This is a genomic window from Bradyrhizobium liaoningense, from assembly GCF_018130955.1.
In the GTDB taxonomy this organism is placed as follows: Bacteria; Pseudomonadota; Alphaproteobacteria; order Rhizobiales; family Xanthobacteraceae; genus Bradyrhizobium; species Bradyrhizobium liaoningense_C.
In genome coordinates this window covers 14510-39138 of record NZ_JAFCJM010000019.1, presented here as the reverse complement: position 1 = coordinate 39138, position 24629 = coordinate 14510, and the positions used below count along the sequence as shown (strand labels likewise).

22 protein-coding genes, 1 tRNA gene and 2 pseudogenes are annotated in these 24629 nt (G+C 63.7%); 11 read left to right on the top strand and 14 right to left on the bottom strand.

What is annotated here, in order from left to right; all coding sequences use genetic code 11:
- Positions 1-2 precede the first annotated feature (2 nt).
- From JQ632_RS17875 to JQ632_RS17860, 4 genes are all read right to left on the bottom strand, one after another.
- Complete coding sequence (locus JQ632_RS17875) at positions 3-1664, bottom strand: FAD-dependent oxidoreductase (protein ID WP_409363495.1); 1662 nt, start codon at positions 1662-1664, stop codon at positions 3-5.
- A gap of 57 nt (positions 1665-1721) precedes the next feature.
- Positions 1722-2198 (bottom strand): MarR family winged helix-turn-helix transcriptional regulator, encoded by a 477-nt coding sequence (locus JQ632_RS17870; protein ID WP_212403876.1) that lies wholly within the window; start codon positions 2196-2198, stop codon positions 1722-1724.
- A 3-nt stretch (positions 2199-2201) separates the two neighbouring features.
- Positions 2202-4523: a molybdopterin guanine dinucleotide-containing S/N-oxide reductase gene (locus JQ632_RS17865; RefSeq protein WP_212403875.1), complete on the bottom strand. Its 2322-nt coding sequence runs from the start codon at positions 4521-4523 to the stop codon at positions 2202-2204.
- 158 nt (positions 4524-4681) lie between these two features.
- Positions 4682-7783 (bottom strand): DEAD/DEAH box helicase, encoded by a 3102-nt coding sequence (locus tag JQ632_RS17860; RefSeq protein ID WP_212403951.1) that lies wholly within the window; start codon positions 7781-7783, stop codon positions 4682-4684.
- A gap of 427 nt (positions 7784-8210) precedes the next feature.
- Between JQ632_RS17860 and JQ632_RS17855 the strand changes: the two genes are divergently transcribed.
- Positions 8211-9998 carry a peptide ABC transporter substrate-binding protein gene (locus JQ632_RS17855; RefSeq protein WP_212403874.1) on the top strand — a complete coding sequence of 596 codons (1788 nt, stop codon included), beginning with the start codon at positions 8211-8213 and terminating at the stop codon, positions 9996-9998.
- 90 nt (positions 9999-10088) lie between these two features.
- Here JQ632_RS17855 and JQ632_RS17850 read toward each other — a convergent pair whose 3' ends face one another.
- Positions 10089-10769 carry an alpha/beta fold hydrolase gene (locus JQ632_RS17850; protein ID WP_212403873.1) on the bottom strand — a complete coding sequence of 227 codons (681 nt, stop codon included), beginning with the start codon at positions 10767-10769 and terminating at the stop codon, positions 10089-10091.
- Positions 10770-10887: 118 nt separating this feature from the next.
- Positions 10888-11094, bottom strand: a pseudogene (locus JQ632_RS40460) (P-type conjugative transfer protein TrbL); the annotation flags it as partial.
- A gap of 2 nt (positions 11095-11096) precedes the next feature.
- Here JQ632_RS40460 and JQ632_RS17845 point away from each other — a divergent pair.
- Positions 11097-11237, top strand: a pseudogene (locus tag JQ632_RS17845) (DUF932 domain-containing protein); the annotation flags it as partial.
- A gap of 93 nt (positions 11238-11330) precedes the next feature.
- Here JQ632_RS17845 and JQ632_RS17840 read toward each other — a convergent pair.
- Positions 11331-11582: a helix-turn-helix domain-containing protein gene (locus JQ632_RS17840; protein ID WP_212403872.1), complete on the bottom strand. Its 252-nt coding sequence runs from the start codon at positions 11580-11582 to the stop codon at positions 11331-11333.
- A 162-nt stretch (positions 11583-11744) separates the two neighbouring features.
- Here JQ632_RS17840 and JQ632_RS39475 point away from each other — a divergent pair, with 162 nt between their 5' ends.
- On the top strand, positions 11745-12017 hold the full coding sequence (locus tag JQ632_RS39475) for a DUF2285 domain-containing protein (protein WP_249152171.1): 273 nt from the start codon (positions 11745-11747) through the stop codon (positions 12015-12017).
- Between the two features lie 165 nt (positions 12018-12182).
- Complete coding sequence (locus JQ632_RS17835) at positions 12183-12428, top strand: transcriptional regulator domain-containing protein (RefSeq protein WP_249152170.1); 246 nt, start codon at positions 12183-12185, stop codon at positions 12426-12428.
- Positions 12429-12457: 29 nt separating this feature from the next.
- Here JQ632_RS17835 and JQ632_RS17830 read toward each other — a convergent pair whose 3' ends face one another.
- From JQ632_RS17830 to mnmA, 7 genes are all read right to left on the bottom strand, one after another.
- The gene (locus tag JQ632_RS17830) at positions 12458-13219 is read right to left on the bottom strand and encodes a hypothetical protein (RefSeq protein WP_212403871.1); all 762 of its coding nucleotides are present in this window, start codon (positions 13217-13219) and stop codon (positions 12458-12460) included.
- Positions 13206-13907, bottom strand: a complete 702-nt coding sequence (locus JQ632_RS17825) for a tyrosine-type recombinase/integrase (RefSeq protein WP_212403870.1) — start codon at positions 13905-13907, stop codon at positions 13206-13208. Before JQ632_RS17825 ends, JQ632_RS17830 begins: the two co-directional genes overlap by 14 nt.
- A 20-nt stretch (positions 13908-13927) precedes the next feature.
- Positions 13928-14623, bottom strand: a complete 696-nt coding sequence (locus JQ632_RS17820; RefSeq protein ID WP_312015624.1) for a DUF6538 domain-containing protein — start codon at positions 14621-14623, stop codon at positions 13928-13930.
- Between the two features lie 258 nt (positions 14624-14881).
- Positions 14882-14958: transfer RNA gene (locus tag JQ632_RS17815), tRNA-Met, on the bottom strand.
- A 114-nt stretch (positions 14959-15072) separates the two neighbouring features.
- Positions 15073-15438 (bottom strand): hypothetical protein, encoded by a 366-nt coding sequence (locus JQ632_RS17810; protein WP_212403868.1) that lies wholly within the window; start codon positions 15436-15438, stop codon positions 15073-15075.
- Between the two features lie 174 nt (positions 15439-15612).
- A complete protein-coding gene (locus JQ632_RS17805) occupies positions 15613-16251 on the bottom strand; it encodes a class I SAM-dependent methyltransferase (protein WP_212403867.1) in 639 nt (212 codons plus the stop codon).
- Positions 16252-16271: 20 nt separating this feature from the next.
- The gene (mnmA, locus tag JQ632_RS17800) at positions 16272-17453 is read right to left on the bottom strand and encodes a tRNA 2-thiouridine(34) synthase MnmA (protein ID WP_212403866.1); all 1182 of its coding nucleotides are present in this window, start codon (positions 17451-17453) and stop codon (positions 16272-16274) included.
- 353 nt (positions 17454-17806) lie between these two features.
- On the opposite strand from mnmA, the gene JQ632_RS40290 reads away from it, so the two are divergent.
- From JQ632_RS40290 to fliN, 7 genes are all read left to right on the top strand, one after another.
- Complete coding sequence (locus tag JQ632_RS40290; RefSeq protein ID WP_212403865.1) at positions 17807-19438, top strand: flagellar hook-length control protein FliK; 1632 nt, start codon at positions 17807-17809, stop codon at positions 19436-19438.
- A gap of 11 nt (positions 19439-19449) precedes the next feature.
- Positions 19450-20145, top strand: a complete 696-nt coding sequence (locus JQ632_RS17790; RefSeq protein WP_212403864.1) for a flagellar hook assembly protein FlgD — start codon at positions 19450-19452, stop codon at positions 20143-20145.
- 288 nt (positions 20146-20433) lie between these two features.
- On the top strand, positions 20434-20709 hold the full coding sequence (locus JQ632_RS17785; protein ID WP_002714638.1) for a DUF1153 domain-containing protein: 276 nt from the start codon (positions 20434-20436) through the stop codon (positions 20707-20709).
- Positions 20710-20886: 177 nt separating this feature from the next.
- Positions 20887-22503 (top strand): flagellar basal-body MS-ring/collar protein FliF, encoded by a 1617-nt coding sequence (fliF, locus tag JQ632_RS17780; RefSeq protein ID WP_212403863.1) that lies wholly within the window; start codon positions 20887-20889, stop codon positions 22501-22503.
- A gap of 6 nt (positions 22504-22509) precedes the next feature.
- Entirely contained in the window at positions 22510-23607 is a 1098-nt protein-coding gene (gene fliG / locus JQ632_RS17775) for a flagellar motor switch protein FliG (RefSeq protein WP_212403862.1), read from the top strand.
- Entirely contained in the window at positions 23607-24242 is a 636-nt protein-coding gene (locus JQ632_RS17770) for a FliH/SctL family protein (RefSeq protein ID WP_212403861.1), read from the top strand. Before fliG ends, JQ632_RS17770 begins: the two co-directional genes overlap by 1 nt.
- A gap of 23 nt (positions 24243-24265) precedes the next feature.
- Positions 24266-24619 (top strand): flagellar motor switch protein FliN, encoded by a 354-nt coding sequence (gene fliN / locus JQ632_RS17765; RefSeq protein ID WP_212403860.1) that lies wholly within the window; start codon positions 24266-24268, stop codon positions 24617-24619.
- Positions 24620-24629 lie beyond the last annotated feature (10 nt).

Genomic DNA, 24629 nt, shown 5'->3' with positions numbered 1-24629 from the left:
TATCAGCCGTGCCCGAGCGCGCCGCCAAGCACGCGGCCGAGCATCCCCGCCTGCGACGCGCTGCCGCGCCAGGCCACGATCTGATCGGAACGGATCAGCGCGAGGTCCGCTTCATATAGGTCGCGCAATTGCCGGGGCAGCGTGACGAGCTTCACGTCGGCGCCGAGCGCCTGCGCCGCGTCGCGCAACGCACCTTCAGCAGATACGACATCGTCGAACTGCAGCAGCGTCCATTCGAATCCGAACAGGTCATACAGGGATACGCCGTCGTCGAGCCAGGCATGCGGCGCGCGGCCTCCTGGACAGGCGCTCGGCACGTAGACATTTGCGGCGTCGGGCGGCGGCTGGGTGCCGTCGGACAGGATGATCGGCGAGGTGTCATAGCGCCCGCCGAAGGTGATGCCGGGGATGTTGAATTCGGCGCGGGCGTGTTGTTCGAGATAGGCGCCGGCCGTGCGCCTCGCGTCGTTGCCCGCTTCGGTCGCCTCCTCCAGTTCCGGCACGGCCGCAAACAGGCCGAGCGAGTCGGCGAAGCGCCGCGCATAGAAGGTGTTGCGCAGCGCGACCGGACGGCGCTCGACCTCGTAGCTGTCGAGGAGCGCAAGCGGACTGATGCCCTTGACGACGCTTGCGAGCTTCCAGCCGAGGTTGACGGCGTCCTCGATCGCGGTGTTGTAGCCGAGCCCGCCGGTCGGCGTGAACAGATGGGCGGCGTCGCCGCCGAGCAAAACCCTGCCCCGCTGCATGCCATCGGCGACCAGCGCATGACCTGCGGTCCAGGTCAAATGGGACAGCACCTCGCATTCGATCGGCGCGCCGCATGCGCGCTGGAACGCGGCCTTCGCCTCATGGGCGGTGATCGCGGTCTCGTCCTCGCCGGGCCGAAGCTGGGTGTGGAACGCGAATTCGTCGCGCCCGTTCACGGACGCCATGAAGGCGCGGCGATCGCCGTTAAAACAGTTGTACATCCACGCCTTGGCGTGAGGGATGCTTGCGTAAAAATCCGGCGAACGGAGATAGACGGCGAGCATTCGTCCGCCCATGAAATCGCGCTGGATCCCGGTCTCGCCGCCATAGGCAATGCCGAGCGACTGCCGGACCATGGAGCGCGGCCCGTCTGCGCCAACCAGAAAATCGGCATGAACCTGAAAGCGGCTGCTATCATCGTGGCATTCGATTTCGCCGACGATGCCGTCGCCGTGTTCGGCGTAGCTCACCAGACGGTGACCGTAATGAAGCCGGATTCCCGGCAGCCGCTCGGCATGCCGGCGCAGCACCGCCTCGACATATTTTTGCGGGACGCGATGAGGTAGCTCCGCGGCGCTCCACGAGCCCGACAATCCCTTGACGAGTTCGGTCGCGCGGCTCGAGGACGGCAATTGAAACCGCGCCAGCTCATAAGCGGTGTAGCGGGTGAAGTAGGCAACGTCGGTCGGATAGTCGGCAGGTAGCCCCGCCTGCCTGATCTCGTCGGCAAAGCCGAGCCGGCGATAATGCTCCATCGAGCGGGCCTGGGTCGCATTGGCTTGCGGATTGAACGCCGTCCCGTGCTTTTCGTCGACGAGGAGCGCGGAGACGCCGCGCCGCCCGAGCTCGTTGGCCAGCATGAGCCCGCAAGGGCCGCCGCCCACGATGAGCACGGAGGTCGTCAGGCGTGTTTCCAAGGCGCGTCTCCCACCAGGCATTCCTGCATGGTAAGGGTGCCTGACGAATTCGTCAAGCTACCTGACTATATCGTCATCGTCGAGCGTATCGAAACGCGCGCCATAGGCCGCGAGCCCCTTCAGGATCGCCTCCATGCTCGCCTTGCCGAGCTCGGCACGCATCTCGCGCTCGGCCACATCGACCGCATCCCGAAAGGCATTCAGCCAGATCAGGCCGGCCGGCGTGAACTTGACGATGCGGGCGCGGCCGTCGCTCGGATCCGGAATGCGGTCGACCAGGCCGAGCTCGACACATTGGTCGACAAGTTCCCCCATAGCCTGCTTGCTCATCGAGGCGCGCCGGGCGAGCTCGGTCAACCGCGTCCCCTCGACGTCGAGATTTCGGGTCAGGCCCACATGGGCGATGCGCGTCTCGGCATGACCGTGCGCGCTCATCAGTTCGAGGACGCGGGCCTCGAAGCGACGCACCGCGTTGTTGAGAAGGCGACCGACATTGGCATGCCGCCACGCAGTCCCGGACTTTCTGGCATTCATCCCCTACACCGGATCGAATGCGCGGATCGGCGGCAGATTGCCGGTGAACTTCTCCACCTCGACCGTCGTGAGCTGGCCGGTGCAACCCTGCGCAAAGGATGAGGTGCCGATGTCGCGGGTGAGTACGTTCGGATTGCCGTGAACGCAGAGCGGCGCCTCCTCCTCCGGATCCATCGGGTCGTACCAGGCGCCGGTCGGCAACTGGACGACGCCGGGCGCGATGCCGTCGGTGACATGGACCGCGGCAAGGCAGGCGCCGCGCGCGTTGAACAGGCGGATGATGTCGCCGTCCTTGATGCCGCGAGCATCCGCGTCGCGCGGGTTCATGCGCGCGACCTCGCGTCCCCGATGTTTTGCCGCAAGCGAGTGTCCGCCGAAATCGAGCTGGCTGTGCAGGCGCGTCACCGGCTGGTTGGCAACGAGGAAGCAGGGCGCGCCGGGCTTTGGCATATCGGTCTTCTCGAGCCAGACTGGATGGCCCGGGCAATCGGCATCGCCATGAGCCGCGATCTTCTGCGAAAAGATTTCGACGCGTCCGCTCGGCGTCGGCAGGGCATGCGCGACCGGATCCTCGCGGAAGCGGCGCAGCCGGCCGCCGTCGTCGGGCTGCTGCGGCACCACCAGGCTGCCGCGGGCCCAGAATTCGTCGAAGCTCGGCGCCTCGAGACCGCGCCTGGCAAGCGAGGCGCGGGTCGGCTCATAGAGATGTGCGAGCCACTCCCGCGACGTGCGGCCTTCGGTAAAAGGTTCGCGCGCGCCGAGACGGTCGGCGAGATCGGCAAAGATATCGTAGTCGTCGCGCGCAAGGCCAAACGGCTCGGCGATGCGGTGCATGGCAACCATGAGGGGATCATTGGTGGAATAGCCGATGTCCTCGCGCTCCAGCGTCATGGTCGCGGGCAGCACGATGTCGGCGTGCCGGGCGGTGGCGGTCCAGGCGAGTTCGTGCACGACCAGCGTGTCGACCTTCGCAAACGCCTTGCGCAGGCGGTTGATGTCCTGATGGTGATGGAAGGGATTGCCGCCCGCCCAGTAGACGAGGCGGATGTCCGGATAGGTACGTGTCTCGCCATTGTAGCGATAGGTGCTGCCGGGATTGAGCAGCATGTCGGCGATGCGCGCCACCGGAATGAAATCCGCAACGCCATTGCGGCTCTGCCCGAGCGTCGGCCCCGGCACGTCGTTGACGCGGCGACCGTAATAACCGATCGCGCCGAGCGAATAGGCGTAGCCGCCGCCGGGCAGACCGATCTGGCCGAGCGCTGCCGCCAGCACCATGCCCATCCACACCGGCTGCTCGCCATGCTCGGCGCGCTGCAGCGAATGGGAGACGGTGATGAGTGCCCTTTTTCCGGCGAGGCGGCGCGCGAGCTTGCGGATGCTGTTCGCATCGACACCAGAGATCGCGGCGGCCCATTCGGCGTGCTTGGCTTGCCCATCGCTCTCGCCGGTGAGATAGCGCAGGAAGACGGGCCACCCCTCGGTGTAGCGATCGAGGAAAGCCTGATCATGCAGGTCTTCCGTGACCAGCGTGTGGACGATGCCGAGCATCAGCGCGGTGTCGGTGCCGGGAATGCATGTCATCCATTCGGCGCCGGCCTCCGCGGGCAGGTCGTCACGCAGTGGACTGACCAGGATGAACTCGCAACCGCGGCGGCGCGCCGCCGCCATCGCGCCGCGCTCGACATGCTTGCTGATGGAGCCGCCGGCCACCATGGAGTTCTTCAGCGCCATGCCGCCGAACGCCAGCACGATATCCGTCTCGGCGACGATCTGCTCCCAGGTGACGTTGCGCCTGGTGATGTCTTCGTAACCGCAGAGAATCTGCGGCAGGAGCACCGAGGACGCACCCGACGAATAGGTGTTCACCGAACGCACATAACCGCCCATCGCGATGTTGAGGAAGCGATGAACCTGGCTCTGCGCATGATGGAAGCGGCCAGCGCTCGACCAGCCATAGGAGCCGCCGAACACTGAAGACGGGCCGCTGGCGTCGCGGATGCGCGACAGCTCGTCCCCGAGGAGATCGAGCGCCTTCTCCCAACTGACGGAAACGAATTCGTCGCGGCCGCGGCGCGCATCGGGGCCGGGGCCGTTCTCGAGCCAGCCGCGGCGGATCGCCGGCTGGGCGATGCGGGCCTGGTGACGCAACGCGCCGGGAAAATTGTCGATGATGCCGCTCGGATCGGGGTCCCCCGCATATGCCCTGACTTCGAGCCCGGCCGCACCGTTGCGCGCCGAGAACACACCCCAATGCGAGGTGTGCGGCCTGAAACCGTCCGAGAGATCGAGGCCGGGATCCGGGAAGCCAATGGTGTCGGTCATTGCATTGTCCTTATCGCGGAAAGCGCCAGCCAGCCCGCTCCCGTGGCGCATCATTCGGACAGTATAGTGATCCTTCCGCGCTGTCGTCGACCAATCCACATGGCCGCCTCAGCCTGCCCGAAACAAACGCATGCGCAAAAGCACAACGGGAGCCATTTTCACTCGTCCAGGAGATCCAGGAACTCCTCCACACGGACGAACGGCTGCTCCTGCCCCTTGCTGGCGTAGACGACGCGATCGCCGTCGCGCTGCAGCGAACGCGCCCTGGATTTCCGCAGCCGTCCGGGAAGGAATGTCGCCGCAACGGCCTCCGGCCCGACATCAAGCCTCACGATGCCGCGTCGCTTGCACTCGATCCTGAGCCTGGCTGCGGCGAAGAAATCGCGAGCCGGCGGCGGCAGCCTGCCGAAGCGGCGGGACGTCTCCTCCTCCAGATCTTCCAGATCGTCTTCGCTGCGGCACCTGGCGGCACGGCCATAGATTTCGAGCCGGACCGATTCCGACTGCACATAGCTTGCAGGCAACATGTCCGCGAGTGGGAGGTTGAGATCGGGCACCCAGAGATCGCCGCCGCCATCCTTGGTCTTCTCGGAGGCGAGCTTCAGGAGATGACTGTAGAGCACCGGTCCAAAAACCTGCACATGGCCGGACTGCCGCTCCGAAAACAGATCCCCCGCTCCTCTGAGGTCGAGGTCGCGCTCGCTGATCGCAAAGCCCGCGCCAGGCCTGCTGAACTCTTCCAGCACCGCCAGACGCTTTTCGGACTGCTCGGACGTCGAGTCGGTCAACAGATGTGCAAAGGCCCGCGTTCCACCGCGTCCGACCCGCCCTCTGAGCTGGTGAAGTTGAGCCAGGCCGAACTTTTCGGGCCAGCATACGACAATGGTGTTCGCGCGGGGAATATCGAGGCCACTCTCCACGATATTGGTTGCGAGCAAGACGTCCGCATCGCCTTCGACGAAGCGCATCATCCGGTCGTCGATCTCATCGACGGGCAACCTGCCATGGAGACAGACGATGCGCAGATCAGGCGCCACCGATTGCACGCGCGCCAGCATCGGTTCGAGGTCCTGGATGCGCGGACAGATCAGGAAGCTCTGCCCATGCCGCCTTTGCTCCCGCAGCAAGGCCGCGGCAATGGCGGGATCCGACAGCGGTGCGATCCTGGTGACGATCGGGAGACGATGGACCGGCGGAGACGCAATGACACTGAGGTCGCGAAAGCCTGCAAGACCCGCCGCAAGAGTCCGCGGGATCGGCGTGGCGCTCATCCAGAGCGTATGGGCATTTTTCGCCAGGCTCGAGAGCATCGCCTTCTCGGCCGCGCCAAAATGCTGCTCTTCGTCGATGATGACGAGGCCAAGATCGGCAAACCTAACATCCTTCGCGGCGAGCGCCTGCGTGCCGACCACGACTTTCAATTTTCCGCTGCGCAGCCCCTCTTTCGCCTGCCTCGTCTCCAGAGCCGAACTGGCGCGCGACAGGCTTGCCACCTCGATGCCGAAAGGACCAAACCGCTTGCGAAAGGTTTCGACATGCTGCCTTGCCAGGACCGTCGTCGGCACCCCGATCGCCACCTGCTTTCCCGCAAGCGCCACGGCGGCTGCCGCCCGCAATGCCACCTCGGTCTTGCCAAAGCCGACGTCGCCGCAGATCACGCGGTCCATGGGATGACCTGACGCCAGATCATCGAGAACGTCCTGAATGGCTTTTGCCTGGTCGACGGTCGTGAAATAGGGAAAGCGCGCGACGAACCGCTCGTAGCCCGGGCCGGGAGGGACCAGTTTGGGCGCGCGCCGGCGGCGGCGCTGGCTGATGTGCTTGGCGAGCTGTTTTGCGGCGGCCTGGATCTCCTGCTCCGCCTCGGTGCGTCGCGCCCACCAGCTACTTCCATCCGCCCTGTCCAGCACGAGCTTGCCGCGCTCTGTCGCATATGGCCAGATCAGCGCGAGGTCGGCCGGCGGCACGAGGATCGCGTTGTCGCCGGCGGACGCCAGCCTGATCATCTCGCGCCGCGTCCCGCCGCCCATGTCGACGGTCTGCAGGCCATCGAGCAACGCCAGCCCTCGCTGCAGATGGACGACGACAGCGCCCTGCTCCGGCACATCGGGGTGATCGAACGCGGCATTCCAGGCTCTCGCCATGGGCTGCGGATGATGAGCCCGGCTGCCGAGCACGTCGGATGCAGTGACAATGACAAGCGGCTTGCGGCCGGTGCCGACGAAGCCGACATCGAAGTCAGCTAGGAGCGCGCCTTCGTCGCTGCGTCCCCTCGTTACGGCATTCCAATCGGCGAACCGCTCGGCCTTGATCCCGCTCATGCGCTCCATCGCGCGCAAATCATCCTCGACGGCAGCGACGAACAGCAGCCGCGATCCGGCGCGCTGCGTGTCGGCGACAAAGGCGCGAAAGGCCTTTCGCGGCGTGGGGACCTTCGAAAACTCCGGCGTCGGGTGGAAGGCCGCCTTCCGTGGCAGCACGCTCATCCGCTTCTTCAGCCGCTTCCACTCCCCGTCCCCCAGATACTCGCGTTCCGCTTCCCTTCGGCCGGCCTCCTTGATCGTGCCGAGCCAGCTCTCGGCGTGGGCCAACACCCCGGCATCCACGATCCACCGGGCGCGACCGCAATAGTCCGATAGCGTCGCCCGCTGTGCGCGCTTGCCGCCGAACGCGAGCCGTTCGGACATGGGATCGACGATCAGCTCATTGGTCTCGAAGACGACTTCGTGTTCGATGGGGTCAACGGCAACGATCCGCCGAACCACGCCATCGGCGTGCTCGATCCTGAACGGGCCAAGCGCGCCCGCGGGAAACACCTCGAACGTTTTTCCATGGAACAGAACGCCCCCGGGATATTCCGCCTCTTCATCGAGATCGTAGCCTAGGGCGGCCAGGCGGTCTTCCAGCTCCTGCTCGGAAAAAGGCGCCTCCACCTTCAGGCTCAGGCTCGACCGCGACCAGTTCGCAGGCGGCGGAAGGCGCTCCATGATGGCCTCTGCCGTCGACACCAGGAAGACAGGCTTCTTTGTCCTGGCGAGGCGCCGCAAGACCGCGCTGCGCCGGCCGGCAATCTCGCGCGACGGCTCCAGGCCATCGAATGGCAGCGTATTCAATCGCGGAAACACCAGCACTTCGACCGAAGGGTCGAGCGCGTGGATGATGCCTCCCAGCCGCTCGGCCCTGTTCTCGTCTTCGCAAAGGAAGACGATGCCGTCGCGGCCGGACTTTCCGTACTGTTCGAGAAGATGGAGGGCCACCATGCCAAGCGGCGAGGTCGAGGAGATCGCGGAACGCGAAAGACTCTTCTTTTTCTTCGTCGCGCCAATCGTGGCGCGGGCCTTTTTGGGATGCCCCACGTCGAATCCATCGTGTTTCGTAAAAGGAATTGATTGACGCTGGTAGCGCAATTCCGCCCGCAGTGTCCAACGACCTCTTACGCGCTCGCGATCGCGTTGAACAGGGCTCGCGGATGCGCGGAGTTCCAGCCTGGTCGTCTTGCGACAGAAGTTGCCCCACCGCCAAAGGCTCGACTGTAACAGCGACGGCCTGGACTATGCGGCTTGGCCGTACGCACATTCGCCATTTCGCCGCAGGTATTCCGGCCTTGTCGGCATTGCCGCCTCGTCCATGATCACACATGATGGGTCACGGCCGGTGACGATTTTTCTTTGAGGTGGAGGTCAGCTGATGAACGAGAACGAAATCCGCAAGGCAATCGCGGAAGTCAAGCAAGGCACGCTGTCGCGACGCTCGTTCATCCAGACAATGGCTGCGGTCGGGATCACAGCGCCAATCGCGAGCCAGATCCTGCTCTGGAACGACGTGGCGATGGCCGACGCCACGCTGCCGTACAAGCCGACCAAGGCCGGCGGCGGCGGCCAGCTGAAACTTCTGTTCTGGCAGGCCCCCACCCTGCTCAATCCGCATTTCGCGATCGGCACCAAGGACCAGAACGCCTCGCGCATCTTCTTCGAGCCGCTCGCCGGCTGGGACAAGGACGGCAACCTCATCCCCTGCCTCGCCGCCGAGGTGCCGACCAAGGCGAACGGCGGCCTCGCGGCCGACGGCACGAGCGTGATCTGGAAGCTGAAGCAGGGCGTGAGGTGGCATGACGGCAAGCCCTTCACCGCCGACGACGTCGTCTTTACCTGGGCCTACGCCGCGGATCTTGCGACCGCGGCGTACACCACGGGATCGTACAAGGACATCAAGGTCGAGAAGATCGACGACCACACCGTCAAGGTGATCTTCAAGGCCCCGACCCCGTTCTGGGCCGATCCTTTCGTCGGCTCGGTCGGCCAGATCCTGCCAAAGCATCATTTCGCCGACTATGCCGGCGCGAAGTCGCGCGATGCGCCGGGCAATCTGAAGCCGGTCGGCACCGGCCCATACCGGTTCGTCGAGTTCAAGCCGGGCGATTTGATCCTGGCCGAACGCAACCCGGACTATCACGTCAAGAACCAGCCGCATTTCGATACGCTCGAACTCAAGGGCGGCGGCGACGCGGTTTCCGCGGCGCGCGCGGTGCTGCAGACCGGCGAATACGACTATGCCTGGAACCTGCAGGTGGAGGACGAGGTCCTCAAGCGTATGGAGACCAGCGGCAAGGGCAAGATCGACGTCACGGTGTCAGGCAATGTCGAGTTCATCATCCTCAACACGACGGACCCCTGGACCGAGGTCGACGGCGAGCGGTCCAACGCCGAGACCAAACATCCGACGCTGTCCGACCCCGCCGTTCGCAAGGCGTTCAACCTTCTGATCGATCGCGACTCGATCCAGAAATTCATCTACGGCCGCGGCGGCGTTGCGACGGCGAGCTTCGTCAACCAGCCCGCTCAGTTCAAGTCGAGCAAGCTGAAATACGAATTCAATGTCGACAAGGCGAACAAGATCCTCGACGAGGCCGGCTGGAAGATGGGCACCGACGGCGTCCGCGAGAAGGACGGCAAGAAGCTCAAATACGTCTTCCAGACATCGATCAACTCGCCACGCCAGAAGACGCAGGCCATCATCAAGCAGGCCTGCCAGAAGGCCGGCATCGACATCGAGCTCAAGTCGGTGGTTGGTTCCGTGTTCTTCTCGTCTGACGTCGGCAACCCCGACACCTACTCAAAACTCTATTGCGACATGGAGATGTACAACACGACGCAGCCGCAGCCCGATCCGGAGCGTTTCTTGAACCAGTGCGTCTCCTGGGAGATTGCAACCAAGGACAACAAATGGTTGGGTCGAAACGTCTCGCGCTGGTCCGATCCCGAGGCCGACAAGGCCTACAAGGCCGCGCAGAAGGAGCTCGATCCGGTCAAGCGCGCCGCGCTGCTGATCAAGGTCAACGAGATTTTTTGCGAGGCCAATGTGTTCGTGCCGCTCCTCTCGCGCAACATCGTCGGCGGCGGCGTCAATAGCATCATGGCCGATATCTCGGGCTGGGACGTCACGGTCTGGAATCTGGCCAGCTGGTATCGGAGTTGAAGGGGGAATTTCCAATCAAGCGCGGGCAGTTGATGTCTGCGGACACCCGAGAGGTTGCTAATGATGGGGTTCCCAGGAGCAGCCCTGTCATCAACTCGCCTTCTCCTTCACATCCCGGCCTGGCGCAGGCTCGCCCGGAGGGTAGAGGTTGCTCCCGAGTTGGGTACGCGCGCCCAGCTTGTCTTCCGTCCAAGGTCTGAGCCAAGTGATCCAGTCGTTCCACCAGCTACCGGGCTTTTCGGCCGCGCTCGCCAGCCATGTTGCCGGGTCATCGCACCGATTGTCCGACACCCAATAGCTTCTCTTGTCCTTCGACGCGGGGTTGATCACACCGGCAATATGCCCCCTCGCGCCGAGCACAAGGCGGGTGTCGCCGCGGAACAAGCCCGTGGTGCGATAGGCCGAGCGCCACGGCACGATATGATCTTCAACGGTCGCCAGAACATAGGCAGGCAAGTCGACCCGTCCCAGATCGACTGACGTGCAGCACATCGTCAACCGATTCGGCTCCCGAAGATTGTTCTCCAGGTACATGTTCCGGATGTACCAGCAATACATCGGCCCCGGCAGGTTGGTGACGTTGGCGTTCCAGAACAGAAGATCGAAACGCTCCGGCGAATTTCCCTTCAGATAGTTGTTGATCACATTCGGCCAAATTAGCTCCTTGGACCGCAGGGTCTGGAAAACGAACCCGAGCTCCGCGCCGCGGTAGATGCCGCCATTGCCGATCGTCTGCTCCCGCTGCCGCACGCCCTCCTCGTCAATGAACACGCTGAGGTCCCCGGCTCGCGGAAGTCCAGCATCGTCGTCGGCAAGGTCACACTGGCGACCGACACGTCTCCCCGCGTCCGCAGGATCGCCAGCGCGGATGACAGGATCGTTCCTCCGACGCACCACCCGAGGACGTTGATCTTGTCAGCGCCCGGGATGTCGCCGCGTATGTCAACCACGCCGCTCGACCGGTTCCGATCGCAGCGCCCGCACCAAGTTGCGGTCCGCCGGAGACCAGGCCGTTTGCGATTCCGGGTGCGAAGATACCAAGGCCCTACAATGAGAGCGCCGCGAGCACCAGTGTCATCGCGTCTTCAATCGTCGGCTCTGGGCGAAGAAGATCGGAAGCCGGAAAGCATCTTTGATTTCGTGCAGGGCATTAGCGCATTTGCTCGCGGCAAAGCTCATCAGGACACGCGCCTTGATCTGGAGGGCAAGGCAAAGCGCTTGATGGAGCGGGCTATCTGAAGACATGGGCCGCGTAACCGGACGCCGGGCCTCCGGCCCGGCGAGCGAAAGTCAGGCTCTACAATTGTTGAAAATGGATTCGTAACGAGCCGATCACTTCCGCTTAGCAGGTTTTGATCGTTCGGCTCGCACCTCTTCATCTGGGAGAACGAGATCGACGTGGCTGACGCCCAACGTGCTGGCGAGTTCAAACAAGGTTACGACAGTTGGATTACGGCGGCCGCGCTCCAGGTCACTAATATATTGCTGCGTGAAGCCGGACACTTCGGCGAATTTCTCCTGCGTGAAGCGCTTCTGCTTCCGCAGTCTTGCGAAATTCCGCCCGACCAACTTGCGCATGTCCATCGGCGCAAGTTGCGTCTTTACATACTATGAGGTTTATCTCCTATAGTATGTATTTCGAGCTGCTCGCTGGTCGGCTAGGTCGCAATGAGGCTAAAATGAGACGTCGGGATGATCCCGGCCTTCCAGGGAGATTAGAATCATTCGCTGTTTCTTGGGACGGTCATGACAAAACCGCAGCTAGATCCTGACGTCGCATATGTCGCGCCGAACGAGCCGGCGCTGACGGCCTATGACGAACAGCATGTCGTTACGTACATTCGGCTTCTGCAGGCGGAGAGTGAGAGAGCGGACTGGCGCGAAGTGGCTCGAGTGGTCTTGCATATGGATCCGGAGCGAGAGCCTGACCGTGCGCGGACCGCATATCAGAGCCATCTTGCGCGCGCCAAATGGGTAACCGAGCAGGGGCGCCTCTTGCGCGGCGCTGGCTCAACATAGAAGAAAATCGCCGACCGGAGGCCTGCAGCCAAAGCAATTTTCTCCTGCTAACCAGTGGTCATTCTCAAGCACCACGTGGTGCCAAACTAGGGGCTTCCTACAACCGCCTCGATCATAACTATTGCGCCGCAATCCTTGTTAGCTGCATGCAATGGGGCGGAAGCAATGCCTGAATTCGACTGGCGATCGCCGGATTCGTTCAAGAGCCTGGAGAATGCTGAGATCACTCACATCGCCTGCGAAGGCCTTCGTATGAACGTGGACTACAACGATTACGAAGCGATGATTGCGAGCAGCCCCCGATGGCGAAGTGACCGAGGATTTCAGGAGGTGGTGGGGCATCTGCTTTCGCCCATGATCCGCAAAGGTCCTCCAAAGAGCAGGCGATCTTTTGGACACCTGAGGTTCTAGCATCGTCGTTCCGATGGCAACTTCGGCAGTTACGCTCGTTTTTGCTTTTGGTCCTTTCGGATACGTCGTACCGTCTCAATACCTTCCGACAACGGCATCCATTCCACCACTGCCGTGAAGGGGTATAGGCGCACGTGTGCATCTTTGACCGAAATTTGATCTTGCCGAACTACAAGCGATCCCGCGGACCGCTGGTCATTTTCAACTAGCATGTCTCCAACTGGAATACGGATAATAGCTCCCTTCACCGGACGCATGGTGTGGTCCACCGCTGCCGCGCCGACCCAATTAGATGCTCGCCGCCAGTTTCGTTCAAAGAAGACGCCGCTGGCAGCGTGCGCGGTGATGCCCGATTGTCCCCACTTCTTTGGTCTTTTGGCGGGCCTTAACCCATCACGGGCTATGCCGATCAGTCGGCTTCGTAGGGTCCCGTGGTAGAGGTATTTCAATTCCTGTTTGCCCGCTGCTGCTCGCAGCGCTCGTTGATAGCCGTGCCAAGCGTGGGTCGGCTGCATAGCAATAAAGATTGATATATGGTCGCGGTCGTCGCGACTGATGGCTAGGGCCGCATGGATCAGCTCAAATCTGGACACCTCTAACTCGCCTTGTTTCATCCTGCGCTCGGCCTCATCTAGGAGAGCGAGGTTTCCCTCTCGATCGCTCGCAATGTATTCACTGGCATCGGCGCATTCGATGAAGAGTTGATCTGTTGAGAGGGCCTTCAGAATATCAGGTGTCATCGTCTTATCGAAAGTTTGCTGATCTTTTAAACTTAGTTCAACGCCTTGCAAGCAGCGGTGTCTTCAATATCGCTCGGCTCACCTGAGGCTTTTTGAAATATAGCTTCCACACCTTCTCAGCCGCTTCTCTCTTTCTCTCCAGCAACTCATTCGAGCCATACTTGCTTGCTTCGTCTCCCGCCGTGTGCCCGTGGATCATGTTCCGAATATCATCAAGAACACCCACATCTCGGAGCGCGTCCTTGAATGTGTGTCGTAAGCTGTGAGTCGTCTTTGGCTTCGCCGACCTAGGGTCGCGCAGTCCAATCGTTGTTAGCCTTTGGCTCAACGCTGCTGAAGCGCTATTGGCCCCCTTGTCCCATCCGTACTTCGGAAAGATCGATTCAGCCGGAGGCCTGCCCTCAGCTCTCTTTCGAAGCGCCTCCAGCGCCTTCGCGTCGACCACAGGCACAACGCGGATAGACGCCTTATTCTTGAGCCTGCGAATATCGTTGAACTCAATGCTGATGGATTGCGCCTTAGTGTCGAAATCCTTGACCTGTAGTCCGCTGATCTCAGCGAGCCTCGCCCCTGTGCAGGCAAGTATCCTCACGATATCTTGCAGCTCGTCGTTGATGCTGCCCGTCTTGCCCAATAGCGTCCTAACTTCCCCGTATTCGAACGAGACACCGTTATCGTCCTCGTCAACGGGCGCGACAACCTTCAGCCCGGTGAATGGGTTTCGACGTTCCAGCTCCAATTCCCTCAGAGCCCACTCGGTCAGCGTGTCATAAACTTTGTCTGCTTCCTCACCGAGGCGGGGGCGTAACCTTCATCCTCCAACTTCTTCACAAACCCTCTGGCGTCCTGTCTGCTGAGGTCGTTGATCTCTTTGTTGATACCTATCAGCTTAGTGAACTCACCGACGATGCGCTTGCGCTCTCGCTCATAGTTCACCCAATCCTTTTTGGCCAGGTCCCTGCCCCGCGCCTTCTCCTCAAGGAATTGGCTTAAGCAGTACGACAACGTCGGCCGCGGCTTGTCCCCGCCGATGATGCCAAGCGCGGCAGACACGGCCCGCAGCTTCGCCGGTGCCTTGCCGTCAGCGTACGCTTCCAGGGCCTCGCTCAGTTCCTCTGCGTCGGTGAATCCCGCGTCCCGGAGAACGATGTCCTGAGCGTCGGACCTATCTTCATTATCCGTCAGCCCGTACAGTCCCCGAGACTTCAACGACGCTACCGCGAGATCAAAAGCAGTGTCCGCGCTAATGCCCGCCTTCTGTCTTGCCTCGGCAAACAATTGCTCAACAGCGGCATGCACCTGAGCGTATCTGCGAGCGACTATCAGCCGATCTGCAGTGCGTAGGCTGCGGACAATTTCCGTCTTGCCTAGCTCTGCCCTGAGCACGTCAGGGACGCGCCTGCGGTATCTGTATTGCCCGGTCTTTGTCGTTACGAGGTACGGAAAGGAAGTCACAACAGCCCCATGTGGAGGGAATCGAACCCCTGTTTCAGCCTTGAGAGAGATCGACTGCGTCGCGCTCCAGATTTTGCCCAAGCAATCCGACCTAAGCAGGAAGCCGGCGGGCTCGTCGAGCCTCCCCGGCGCCGCAACGAGCCGCACAGTGCGGTAATGAGAATTGATCAGCGACTAGCCCGGATGTATCAATGAGACATCCCTCGCGTCGAAACGTCAATCGGCCAAGTCTGGGAAATCAAGGGGTTACGTTGGATCTGGTAGCGGGGGAGGGACTCGAACCCCCGACCCCAGGATTATGATTCCCGTGCTCTAACCAGCTGAGCTACCCCGCCACGAGGGTTCGCGAGGCCAAGCGGCTCATCTCGCGAACGCGCGGCATATAAGGAAGGGTATCGGGGGCTGTCAAGCAAGCCGCGCCGCTCCCGTAAACCTTTGTGGGATGGGCCCTATTTCGGCCTCACATTGGGGTCGCCGCCGGGGCTGCCGGGGGGCGGGATGATCGGGGTCTTGCCGATTTCGGGCGCGGGAGCGCGCATCTCGGGATCGACGCCGGCGGGCGGGCAGAGCACGCCGTCGGATTTCGCCAGGCGGTCGCCGAGCGACTCGCGGGACAGGCCGGTGGTGCCGCCATCGGGAACCACGGTGTTGCGGGAGTGGTCGGGGCGCGTCGGCATGCAGTCGGCGGACCGCTGCGGCGCGGGCGGCGCGGTCGCCTGCGGCGGCGTCGCCGGCGCAGGCGGGGCCTGCGCGATCGCGCTGCCTGTGGCGGCCATCAGCACGGCTGCGAGCAGCAATTTCGGTTTCGTGCGCATGGAAGGGGAACGCGCGCGCCCCCGCCCGCGTTCCCTCCGAAGCGCGGCGGCTTCAAATGGACTTCTTCTTTTTGAGCATGATCTCCGCGCAAACGCGTTCCGCGTTTGTCGCGAGGGAAAACCGCGGCACACTTTGCGCTAACGCGGCCCTCCGGGTCCGGATCATGCTCGCGATCACGCTTTCCGGTAACGGATCAGCGAAAAGTGCCCCATCGGCGGCATGGGGCGGCGTTCGGCGAGCGTGATGCCGCCGTGGCGCTTCTGCCAGTTGGCGAGCCTCGCCCACGGAAATTCCGGCCGCCAGCCGAGCCGGCGCGCGATCGGCGCGAAGGCGAGCTCGAAGGCGCGGCGCGGACCGGTCTCGGCGCCGATGTGGTTGACCAGGATGAGCTCGCCGCCGGGCTTCAGCACGCGCACGAACTCGTCGAGCGTGCCTTCGGGATCCGGCACTGCGGTGATCACATATTGCGCGACGACGGCGTCGAAGCAGCCGTCGGGGAATGCGAGGTTTTTCGCGTCCATCACCGAGAGCACCTCGACATTGTCGAGCTTCATCTCGCGCACGCGCTTCAACGCCCTGCGCAGCATCGGCTCGGAAATATCGACGCCGCAGAGTTTTGTGGTGCGCGAATAGTCCGACAGCGACAGGCCGGTGCCGACGCCGACGTCGAGGATGCGGCCGCCGATCTTGTCGGCGACCTCGATAGTCGATTGCCGGCCCTGGTCAAAGACCTTGCCGAACACGAGATCGTAGACCGGCGCCCAGCGGCCATAGGCCTTCTCGACCCCGGCGCGCGAGATATCTGCTGCCATGCCCCCTGCCCCGGAAAAAATTAGCCGCGTACGGCTTCAGCGAGCGGACGCTCCGCGCCGCTTGCGACTTTCGACGCCGCGCTCTGGATGAAGCCGCCGCCGAGCACGCGCGCCTGCCCCGAAGGCGCGTCGTAGAACACGCAGGCTTGTCCGGGCGAAACGCCCTCCTCGCCCGCGACGAGCTCGACCTCGTAATGACCGTTGCCGCCGCGCAGCCAGGCCGGCTGCGGCGCGCGCGTCGAGCGAACGCGCACATACATCTCGAGCCCGCCGCCGATGGCGCGGTCGATGTCGCCATCGCCGATCCAGTTGACGTCGCGCAGCACGATGCGGTGCATCTTCAGCGCATCGCGCGGGCCGACCACGACGCGACGGGTGGCGGCTTCCAGCCGCACCACATAGAGCGGCGAGCCGGAGGCGATGCCGAGGCCCCGGCGCTGGCCGACCGTGAAATTGGCGATGCCGTGATGCTGGCCGATGATGCGGCCGTCGAGATCGACGATGTCGCCGGGCTCCATCGCGTTGGGGCGCAGGCGGGTGATGATGTCGGTGTAGCGGCCCGTCGGCACGAAGCAGATGTCTTGGCTGTCGTGCTTGTCAGCCACCGCAAGGCCGAAGCGGCGCGCGAGCTCGCGCGTCTCGGGCTTGGTCATGTCGCCGAGCGGGAAGCGCAAGAAGTCGAGCTGCTCACGCGTGGTCGCGAACAGGAAATAGCTCTGGTCGCGCTCGGCGTCGGCCGCGCAGACCAGCGCGCGCGAGCCGTCATCGAGGCGGCGCGAGGCGACATAATGGCCGGTGGCGAGCGCGGTCGCGCCCAGCTCGCGCGCGGTCTTCAGCAGATCGCGGAACTTGACCGAGCGGTTGCACTCGATGCACGGCACCGGCGTTTCACCATGGGCATAAGAGTCGGCAAAATTGTCGATGACGGACTCGCGGAAGCGATCCTCGTAGTCGAGCACGTAATGGGGAATGCCGAGCTTGGCGGCGACGTCGCGGGCGTCGTGGATGTCCTGGCCGGCGCAGCAGGCGCCCTTGCGATGGGTCGCCGCGCCATGGTCGTAGAGCTGCAGCGTGATGCCGACGACGTCGTAGCCCTCCGCCTTCAACAGCGCAGCCGTCGTCGAGGAATCGACGCCGCCGGACATGGCGACGACGACCCTGGTGTCCTGCGGACGGCCTTCAAGATCCAGACTGTTGAGCATGAGTTCCGGTCGATGCGCGTGCTGCGGTGAAGTCCCGCGATTTCCGCTTGCTGAGCCGGGAGACAAATCCCTCCCGGAACCAGGTTCCATGAGGTCGCCTTGCCCGGGTCGAAAGCGGCTGAGAGCTACCCTTTAATATAGGCCGCATTCCGGTGAAGCAATCGCACGGGTGCCATTTGCGGAAGGCTTAGGGCAATTCTTGCCGGGAGGCAGAAATGGGCCCCCTTTTGAAGGGCCCCTCCCTCCGGTGCCGAGCCAGCAAGACGTTGAAATAGCTCACAAAATATCGACTGCGGCGGACTGGCCCGCTCCTTGCTGGCCTCACGAACCAAGATTATTGCAAGAGGTCTCCCGTGGTCAGCGTGACGTCCGACGTAGCATCCAGCGTACCGGTGCCGAGCGCATCGTCGAAATCTGCAAAATCGCAGGCCAAGACGGCCGGCGATCAGTTCGGCGCGCTGGTGGACAGCAACACGGACGCCGCCGCCAGCACGCCAGCCGCGGACCCCGCGCCGCGCCGCTCCGACGTCACCAATCGCGCGTCCGACAAGACCGCGTCCGACAAGAACGCCCGCGACACTGCCGCCTCCGACCAGGCCTCGCAGGCGAAGTCGAACGATGCGACCGACGATGCGGCGCCGGCCGACAAGGACGCCGCCGTCGATTCCACAAAGGGCCCGGCCAAGACCAAGGACAAGCCTGATACGTCGGAGACCAAATCGGCCTCGAAGTCGGATGAGTCCACGCAGGCCGACGAGACCGACGCCACCGCCGCGCAAGGAGCCGACGCCGCACAGCAGCAGGCAGCCGCCCAGACCGCGCCTGATCCGACTGCCCTCATCGTTCCCGTCCCTGTCGTTGCGGCCGATACTGCTGCGGCCGGAGCGCAGACCGGCGCCAACTCCGATTCGCCGCTGACGATCGCGGCCGCGGGGATCGCGGCGAGCGCCTCGACGGCCGCGCAGATCGCAGCACCGACGGCGACCAAGACCGACGCCGCGACCGCGACCACCGACGCCGCGGCCAAGACCGCTGATACCGATGCCGCCGCGGCAAAGGCCGCGCTCGCGGATGCGACTGCAGCCGGGACAACCGACGCTGCGCCGTCGGATCCGCAGCAGACCAGTGGCGCAGTGGCGGCCGCGGTGGACAAGGCGACGCCAAAGACCGCGTTCAAGGAAGCCGTCACCGCGCAAGCCAACAAGGACGTGTCTGATATCGGCAGCCAGGACTCGACCAAGCCGGGCGGCCTCACCGCGACGACACAAAATTCCGCCACGTCCGCCGCCACGAATGGGACGGCGCATCCGCAGAGCGCAAAACCGGAAGGCAACGGCACCACGACCGAGGCCAAGACGGACGTCGCCGATCGCGCGGCCTCGGCCGCGCCCGCCGCTCCGACACCGCATGGCCATGCCACCAATGCGCAGGCGCAAGTGAGCGTGCCGGATACCAGCGCCCAGGCCGCAGCCGCCATCCAGGCGCCGATCACGACCACGACATCCAGCGCATCAGCCTCGACCGCGACGCTGACCGCGACCGCCGCGACATCGACCGCCGTGCCGCTCAGCGGGCTGCCGGTCGAAATCGCCGCCGCCGCGCGCGCCGGCAAAACCCAGTTCGACGTCCGCCTCGATCCCGCCGAGCTCGGCCGCATCGACGTCCGCATCGCGGTCGACCGCAACGGCCAGGTCACTTCGCATCTCACGGTCGAGAAGCCGGAAACGCTGTCGATGCTGCGCCAGGACGCGCCGCAATTGCAGCGCGCGCTCGACGATGCCGGCCTCAAGACCGGCAGCAACGGATTGTCCTTCAGCCTGCGCGACCAGTCGTCGTCCGGGCAGAACAACGGCAACGCCAACGACAATGGCGGCAACGCCCGCCGCCTGATCGTCAGCGACGACGAGGCGATGCCGGCGGCCGCGCTCGGTCGCAGCTACGGCCGCATGCTCGGCGCGAGCGGCGGCGTCGACATCAGAGTGTAGGGAGTTTCGACATGACAACGACCAATGCCACTGCGGCGCCTTCGGTTGTCTCGGGCACGACCCAGACCTCGTCGTCGTCGAGCTCCACGAGCCTGAGCTCCAAGACCGGCTCAACATTGGCCGGCAATTTCCAGACCTTTTTGACGCTGCTGACCACGCAGCTCCAGAACCAGAACCCACTGGATCCGCTCGACACCAACCAATTCACCCAGCAGCTCGTGCAGTTCGCCGGCGTCGAGCAGCAGCTCAAGACCAACGACACGCTGTCCACGCTGGTCTCGCTGCAGCAGACCGCACAGGCGACCCAGGCCCTCAATTTCGTCGGCAAGACTGCGGTGGTCGACGGCTCGACCGCGACCATGACCAATTCGTCAGCGACGTGGCACCTGAACGTGCCGACCAGCACTGATGTCAGCATCACGCTGGAGAATTCGAGCGGCCAGACCGTCTTCACCGGGAAATATACGGCCAGCGCCGGCAGCGACATTCCCTTCACCTGGAACGGCCAAGGCAATGACGGCACGCAATGGCCCGACGGCAAGTACAAGCTGACGGCGACCGCCAAGGACGCCTCGGGCAATGCGGTGGCGATCACGAGCCAGGTCCAGGGCACCGTTTCGTCGGTCGACCTGACCCAGTCGCCCCCGCTTTTGACGATCGGCGGCGATACCTACACGGTGAGCCAGATCAAGAGCGTCGTGAACTGAGGTTCGCGCCTCACGTTGGAGCGTTTTCGAGCGAAATGGATACCGGTTCGCGTCAAGAAGGCGCGTCAAAACAGAACATCCAAAGCCTCGCTCGCTGGTTTCGTTAGTAAAGTATTTACGAAGACCCCCCTCGACCGGCGCGGATAACCGCACTCAGCCGGCCGGGGCGCCTGTGTTCCAGCCATTTTCAACGAGAATTGTATTGAAGCCTTAGGCTTAGCGGATTTTTAAGCCGCCAAGCGTAGGGTCATGGCGTGAGTTCAGTGGTTGAGAGTTTGTGAGTACGCCATGACAGAACCCCATCGCCCGAGGGTAAAATACGTCATCGGGCCGGACGGCAGCCCGCTAACGATTGCCGATCTTCCCGCGCCCGGGACCAAACGGTGGGTCATCCGCCGCAAGGCCGAGGTCGTAGCCGCGGTTCGCGGCGGCCTTCTCTCGCTCGAGGAAGCCTGCAGCCGCTATACCCTCACCGTCGACGAATTCCTCTCCTGGCAGTTTTCCATCGACCAGCACGGTCTTGCGGGCCTGCGCACCACCCGCATTCAGCAATATCGCCAGTAAGCGACCCGGAAACTGATCGATTTGATGAAAATCGGCCTCGCCCCGCGAGGCCGATTTTTTTCATGTCCGCTCTTTTGTCCAAGCTCTTAATCTTCGTTAACCATATCGAAACCATCACCTAGGCAATAATTGCCCAGTCGGCTGCCGGAAGTTGGGCCGAATATCTGGGGCGGTTGCTTGCAAGGTCTGTTGGACTTCCTGAAGGGTATCGGCGCTGCGCGGTTCGCGGCGATGATCGCGGTCACCGCCGCGCTCATCGGCTTTTTCGCGTTTGTCATCCTGCGCGTCACCACCCCCCAGATGACCACCCTGTTCACCGACCTTTCGGTCGAGGACTCCTCCGGAATCATCAAGGACCTGGAACGCCAGGGCATTCCCTTCGAGATCCGGAACGAGGGCAGCATCATCATGGTGCCCAAGGACAAGGTCACCCGTCTCCGCATGAAGCTCGCCGAGGGCGGGCTGCCCAAGGGCGGTGGCGTCGGCTACGAGGTCTTTGACAAATCGGACGCGCTGGGTACCACCAGTTTCGTCCAGAACATCAATCACTTGCGGGCGCTGGAAGGCGAGCTCGCCCGCACCATCCGCGCCATCGACCGGATCCAGGCCGCCCGCGTCCATCTGGTGCTGCCCGAGCGTCCGCTGTTCGCGCGCGAGGCTCCGGAGCCGTCGGCCTCGATCGTGCTGCGCGTACGCGGCTCGCTGGAGGCGCAGCAGATCCGTGCCATCCGCCACCTCGTCGCCTCCGCCGTCAACGGATTGAAGCCGCAGCGCGTCTCGATCGTGGACGAAGCCGGCCAGCTGCTCGCCGACGGTGCCGCGACCGATCCCGAGCAGGCCGTCGGCGACGAGCGCCGCGCCGCCTTCGAGAAGCGGATGCGCAAGCAGGTTGAGGACATCGTGTCCTCGGTGGTCGGCTCGGGCCGCGCCCGCGTCCAGCTCTCCGCCGATTTCGACTTCAACAAGATCACCCAGACCTCGGACAAGTTCGATCCCGAGGGACGCGTGCTGCGCTCCAGCCAGACCCGGGAAGAGAGCAGCATGACCGCCGAGAACAACGGCCAGGTCACGGTCAACAACGAGCTGCCGGGCAACGGCGCGGGCGGCAGCGGCGCGGTCGCCAAGGACCAGAGCAAGAAGACCGAAGAGACCAACAATTACGAGATCTCCCGCACCACCAAGACCGAAGTGACCGAGGTCGGCCGGGTCAACCGCATCTCCGTCGCAGTGCTGGTCGACGGCATCTATTCGAAGAACGAGAAGGGCGAGCTCGCCTACACCGATCGCCCGAAGGAGCAGCTCGACCGCATCGCCGCCGTGGTGCGCTCGGCGATCGGCTTCGACCAGAAGCGCGGCGACCAGGTCGAGGTAGTGAACCTGCGCTTCGCCGACGCGCCGTCGACGTCTCCGATCAGCGAGCCCACCGGCTTCCTCGGCATGCTCCAGTTCACCAAGGATGACGTCATGTACGTCATCGAGCTCGGCGTGATGATGCTGCTGGGCCTGGTCGTCATGTTCATGGTGATCCGGCCGCTGGTGAAGCGCATCCTCGCCTCCGACGAGGTCACGGCCGCCATCACCGCCGCAATCGCCGGCCCCGCGACCGAAGAATCCTCGCCGGCCAGCGGCGGCCAGGCGCTGCTGCCGAGCGCGGCCGCAAGCGCGATCGACGTCGCCACCATTCAGGGCCAGGTCCACGCCCAATCCGTGCATCGCGTCGGCGAACTCGCCGAGCGCAATCCCAACGAAACCGTCGCCATTATCCGTCAGTGGCTGACCGAACCCGCGAAATGATGTGAAATGGCCGGCTCCTTACAGAACGCCAACTCCCAGGACATCACCAGCGTCATCTCGACGCTCGGTCAGCGCGCCGGCACGCGTGCAAAGGAAGGCAAGCAGGTCGAGCAGATCTCCGGCCCGCGCCGCGCGGCGATCCTGATGCTGGCGCTCGGCGAGCAATATGGCGGCAAGATCTGGCAACTACTCGACGACGACGAGGTGCGCCAGCTCTCGCTGGAAATGTCCACGCTCGGCACGGTCGAGGTCGACACCGTCGAGGACATGCTGCTCGAATTCGTCTCGCGCATGTCGGCCTCCGGCGCGCTGATGGGCAATTTCGACGCCACCGAGCGGCTCTTGCAGCAATATTTGTCGCCGGAGCGCGTCAACGGCATCATGGACGAGATACGCGGCCCTGCCGGCCGCAACATGTGGGAAAAGCTCTCCAACGTGCAGGAAGAGGTTCTCGCCAACTATCTGAAGAACGAATATCCGCAGACCATCGCGGTGGTGCTCTCAAAGCTGAAGCCGGAGCACGCCGCGCGCGTGCTCGGCATCCTCCCCGAGGAGCTCGCGCTCGATGTCGTCAACCGCATGCTGAAGATGGAGGCGGTGCAGAAGGAGGTGATCGAGAGCGTGGAGAAGACGCTGCGCACCGAATTCATGTCCAACCTTTCGCAGACCCGCCGCCGCGACGCCCACGAGGTGATGGCCGAGATCTTCAACAATTTCGACCGCCAGACCGAAACCCGCTTCATCACCTCGCTGGAAGAGGACAACCGCGAATCGGCCGAGCGCATCAAGGCATTGATGTTCACCTTCGACGACCTCGTGAAGCTCGACTCCGGCTCGGCGCAGACGTTGATGCGCAACGTCGACAAGGACAAGCTCGGCGTCGCGCTCAAGAGCGCCAACGAGGACGTCCGCAACTTCTTCTTCGGCAACATGTCCTCGCGCGCGGCCAAGATGCTCCAGGACGACATGGCGGCGATGGGCCCGGTCCGCCTGCGCGACGTCGATGAGGCCCAGGCACTGCTGGTCAACCTCGCAAAAGACCTCGCCGCCAAGGGCGAGATCATGCTGACCAAGAACCGCGCTGACGACGAGCTGGTGTATTGATGGCCGCGCCCGCAAAATTCCTGTTCGACAACGACTTCGCCGCGCCCGACCGGACGCGCGAGAAGGCTGCAAGCGCGGCCGAGATCACGCAGAAGGTCGCAGCCGCGGAAGCCGCCGCCTACCAGGCCGGCTTCGATGCCGGCCAGCGCGAGGCCAAGGCCGAGAGCGACCGGCGCGTCGCGCTGGCGATGGAAGAGATCAGGATTTCCGTACAAGGCATCGCGTCGCGCTTTGCCAGCGTCGAGCTGAGGATGGAGACCGAGGCCGTCGACGTCGCGGTGGCGGTGGCGCGCAAATTGTGCGCCGAACTGATCGCCCGCGAGCCGCTCGGCGAGATCGTCGCGCTGGTACGCGACTGCTTCTCGCACCTCGTCGCGACGCCGCATCTGGTCGTGCGCATCAACGACGCGCTCTACGACAGCGCGCGCGAGACGATCGAGCGGCTGGCCAAGCAGAGCGGGTTCGAGGGACGGCTGGTGATCCTGGCCGAGCCCGAGATCGCGACCGGCGACTGCCGGATCGAATGGGCCGACGGCGGCGTCGCGCTGGAACGCGGAGCGATCGAGGCCAAGATCGGCGAGCTGGTCGGGCGCTACATCACGGCGTCAGGCGATGGCGCGGCACAGAGGATCTGAGACGGGGATTTGAGGGGTAAGACATGAGCGACACTGACGGGCAGGTCCCGCTTCCCGATCTCAACGGCCCTTCGCCGCCGACCAACCCCGGCGACATCGGCTACAACGAGGACGAATATGCGGCCCGCGTCGCCGCCGACCTCGAGGCCGTGTTCGACGTGCCGGTGCAGGTCTCGGCCGTGCTCGGTCGCTCCAAGATGGATGTCGGCGAGCTGTTGAAGCTCGGGCCCGGCACCGTGCTCGAGCTCGACCGGCGCGTCGGCGAAGCCATCGACATCTACGTCAACAACCGTCTCGTCGCCCGCGGCGAGGTTGTTCTGGTCGAGGACAAGCTCGGCGTGACCATGACGGAAATCATCAAGACGGAACGCAGCTAGCGCACGCTTT

Excerpts from the sequence above, each read along its gene's own strand:
- fliG (WP_212403862.1), top strand. The coding sequence starts at position 22,510 with ATGGCCGGCTCCTTACAGAACGCCAACTCCCAGGACATCACCAGCGTC.
- JQ632_RS17770 (WP_212403861.1), top strand. The coding sequence starts at position 23,607 with ATGGCCGCGCCCGCAAAATTCCTGTTCGACAACGACTTCGCCGCGCCC.
- JQ632_RS17805 (WP_212403867.1), bottom strand. The coding sequence starts at position 16,251 with ATGGCAGCAGATATCTCGCGCGCCGGGGTCGAGAAGGCCTATGGCCGC.
- JQ632_RS17870 (WP_212403876.1), bottom strand. The coding sequence starts at position 2,198 with ATGAATGCCAGAAAGTCCGGGACTGCGTGGCGGCATGCCAATGTCGGT.
- mnmA (WP_212403866.1), bottom strand. The coding sequence starts at position 17,453 with ATGCTCAACAGTCTGGATCTTGAAGGCCGTCCGCAGGACACCAGGGTC.
- JQ632_RS17835 (WP_249152170.1), top strand. The coding sequence starts at position 12,183 with ATGCCTGAATTCGACTGGCGATCGCCGGATTCGTTCAAGAGCCTGGAG.
- JQ632_RS17840 (WP_212403872.1), bottom strand. The coding sequence starts at position 11,582 with ATGGACATGCGCAAGTTGGTCGGGCGGAATTTCGCAAGACTGCGGAAG.
- JQ632_RS17865 (WP_212403875.1), bottom strand. The coding sequence starts at position 4,523 with ATGACCGACACCATTGGCTTCCCGGATCCCGGCCTCGATCTCTCGGAC.
- JQ632_RS17790 (WP_212403864.1), top strand. The coding sequence starts at position 19,450 with ATGACAACGACCAATGCCACTGCGGCGCCTTCGGTTGTCTCGGGCACG.
- JQ632_RS17860 (WP_212403951.1), bottom strand. The coding sequence starts at position 7,783 with ATGGTGGCCCTCCATCTTCTCGAACAGTACGGAAAGTCCGGCCGCGAC.
- JQ632_RS17810 (WP_212403868.1), bottom strand. The coding sequence starts at position 15,438 with ATGCGCACGAAACCGAAATTGCTGCTCGCAGCCGTGCTGATGGCCGCC.
- JQ632_RS17855 (WP_212403874.1), top strand. The coding sequence starts at position 8,211 with ATGAACGAGAACGAAATCCGCAAGGCAATCGCGGAAGTCAAGCAAGGC.
- JQ632_RS39475 (WP_249152171.1), top strand. The coding sequence starts at position 11,745 with ATGACAAAACCGCAGCTAGATCCTGACGTCGCATATGTCGCGCCGAAC.
- JQ632_RS17785 (WP_002714638.1), top strand. The coding sequence starts at position 20,434 with ATGACAGAACCCCATCGCCCGAGGGTAAAATACGTCATCGGGCCGGAC.
- fliN (WP_212403860.1), top strand. The coding sequence starts at position 24,266 with ATGAGCGACACTGACGGGCAGGTCCCGCTTCCCGATCTCAACGGCCCT.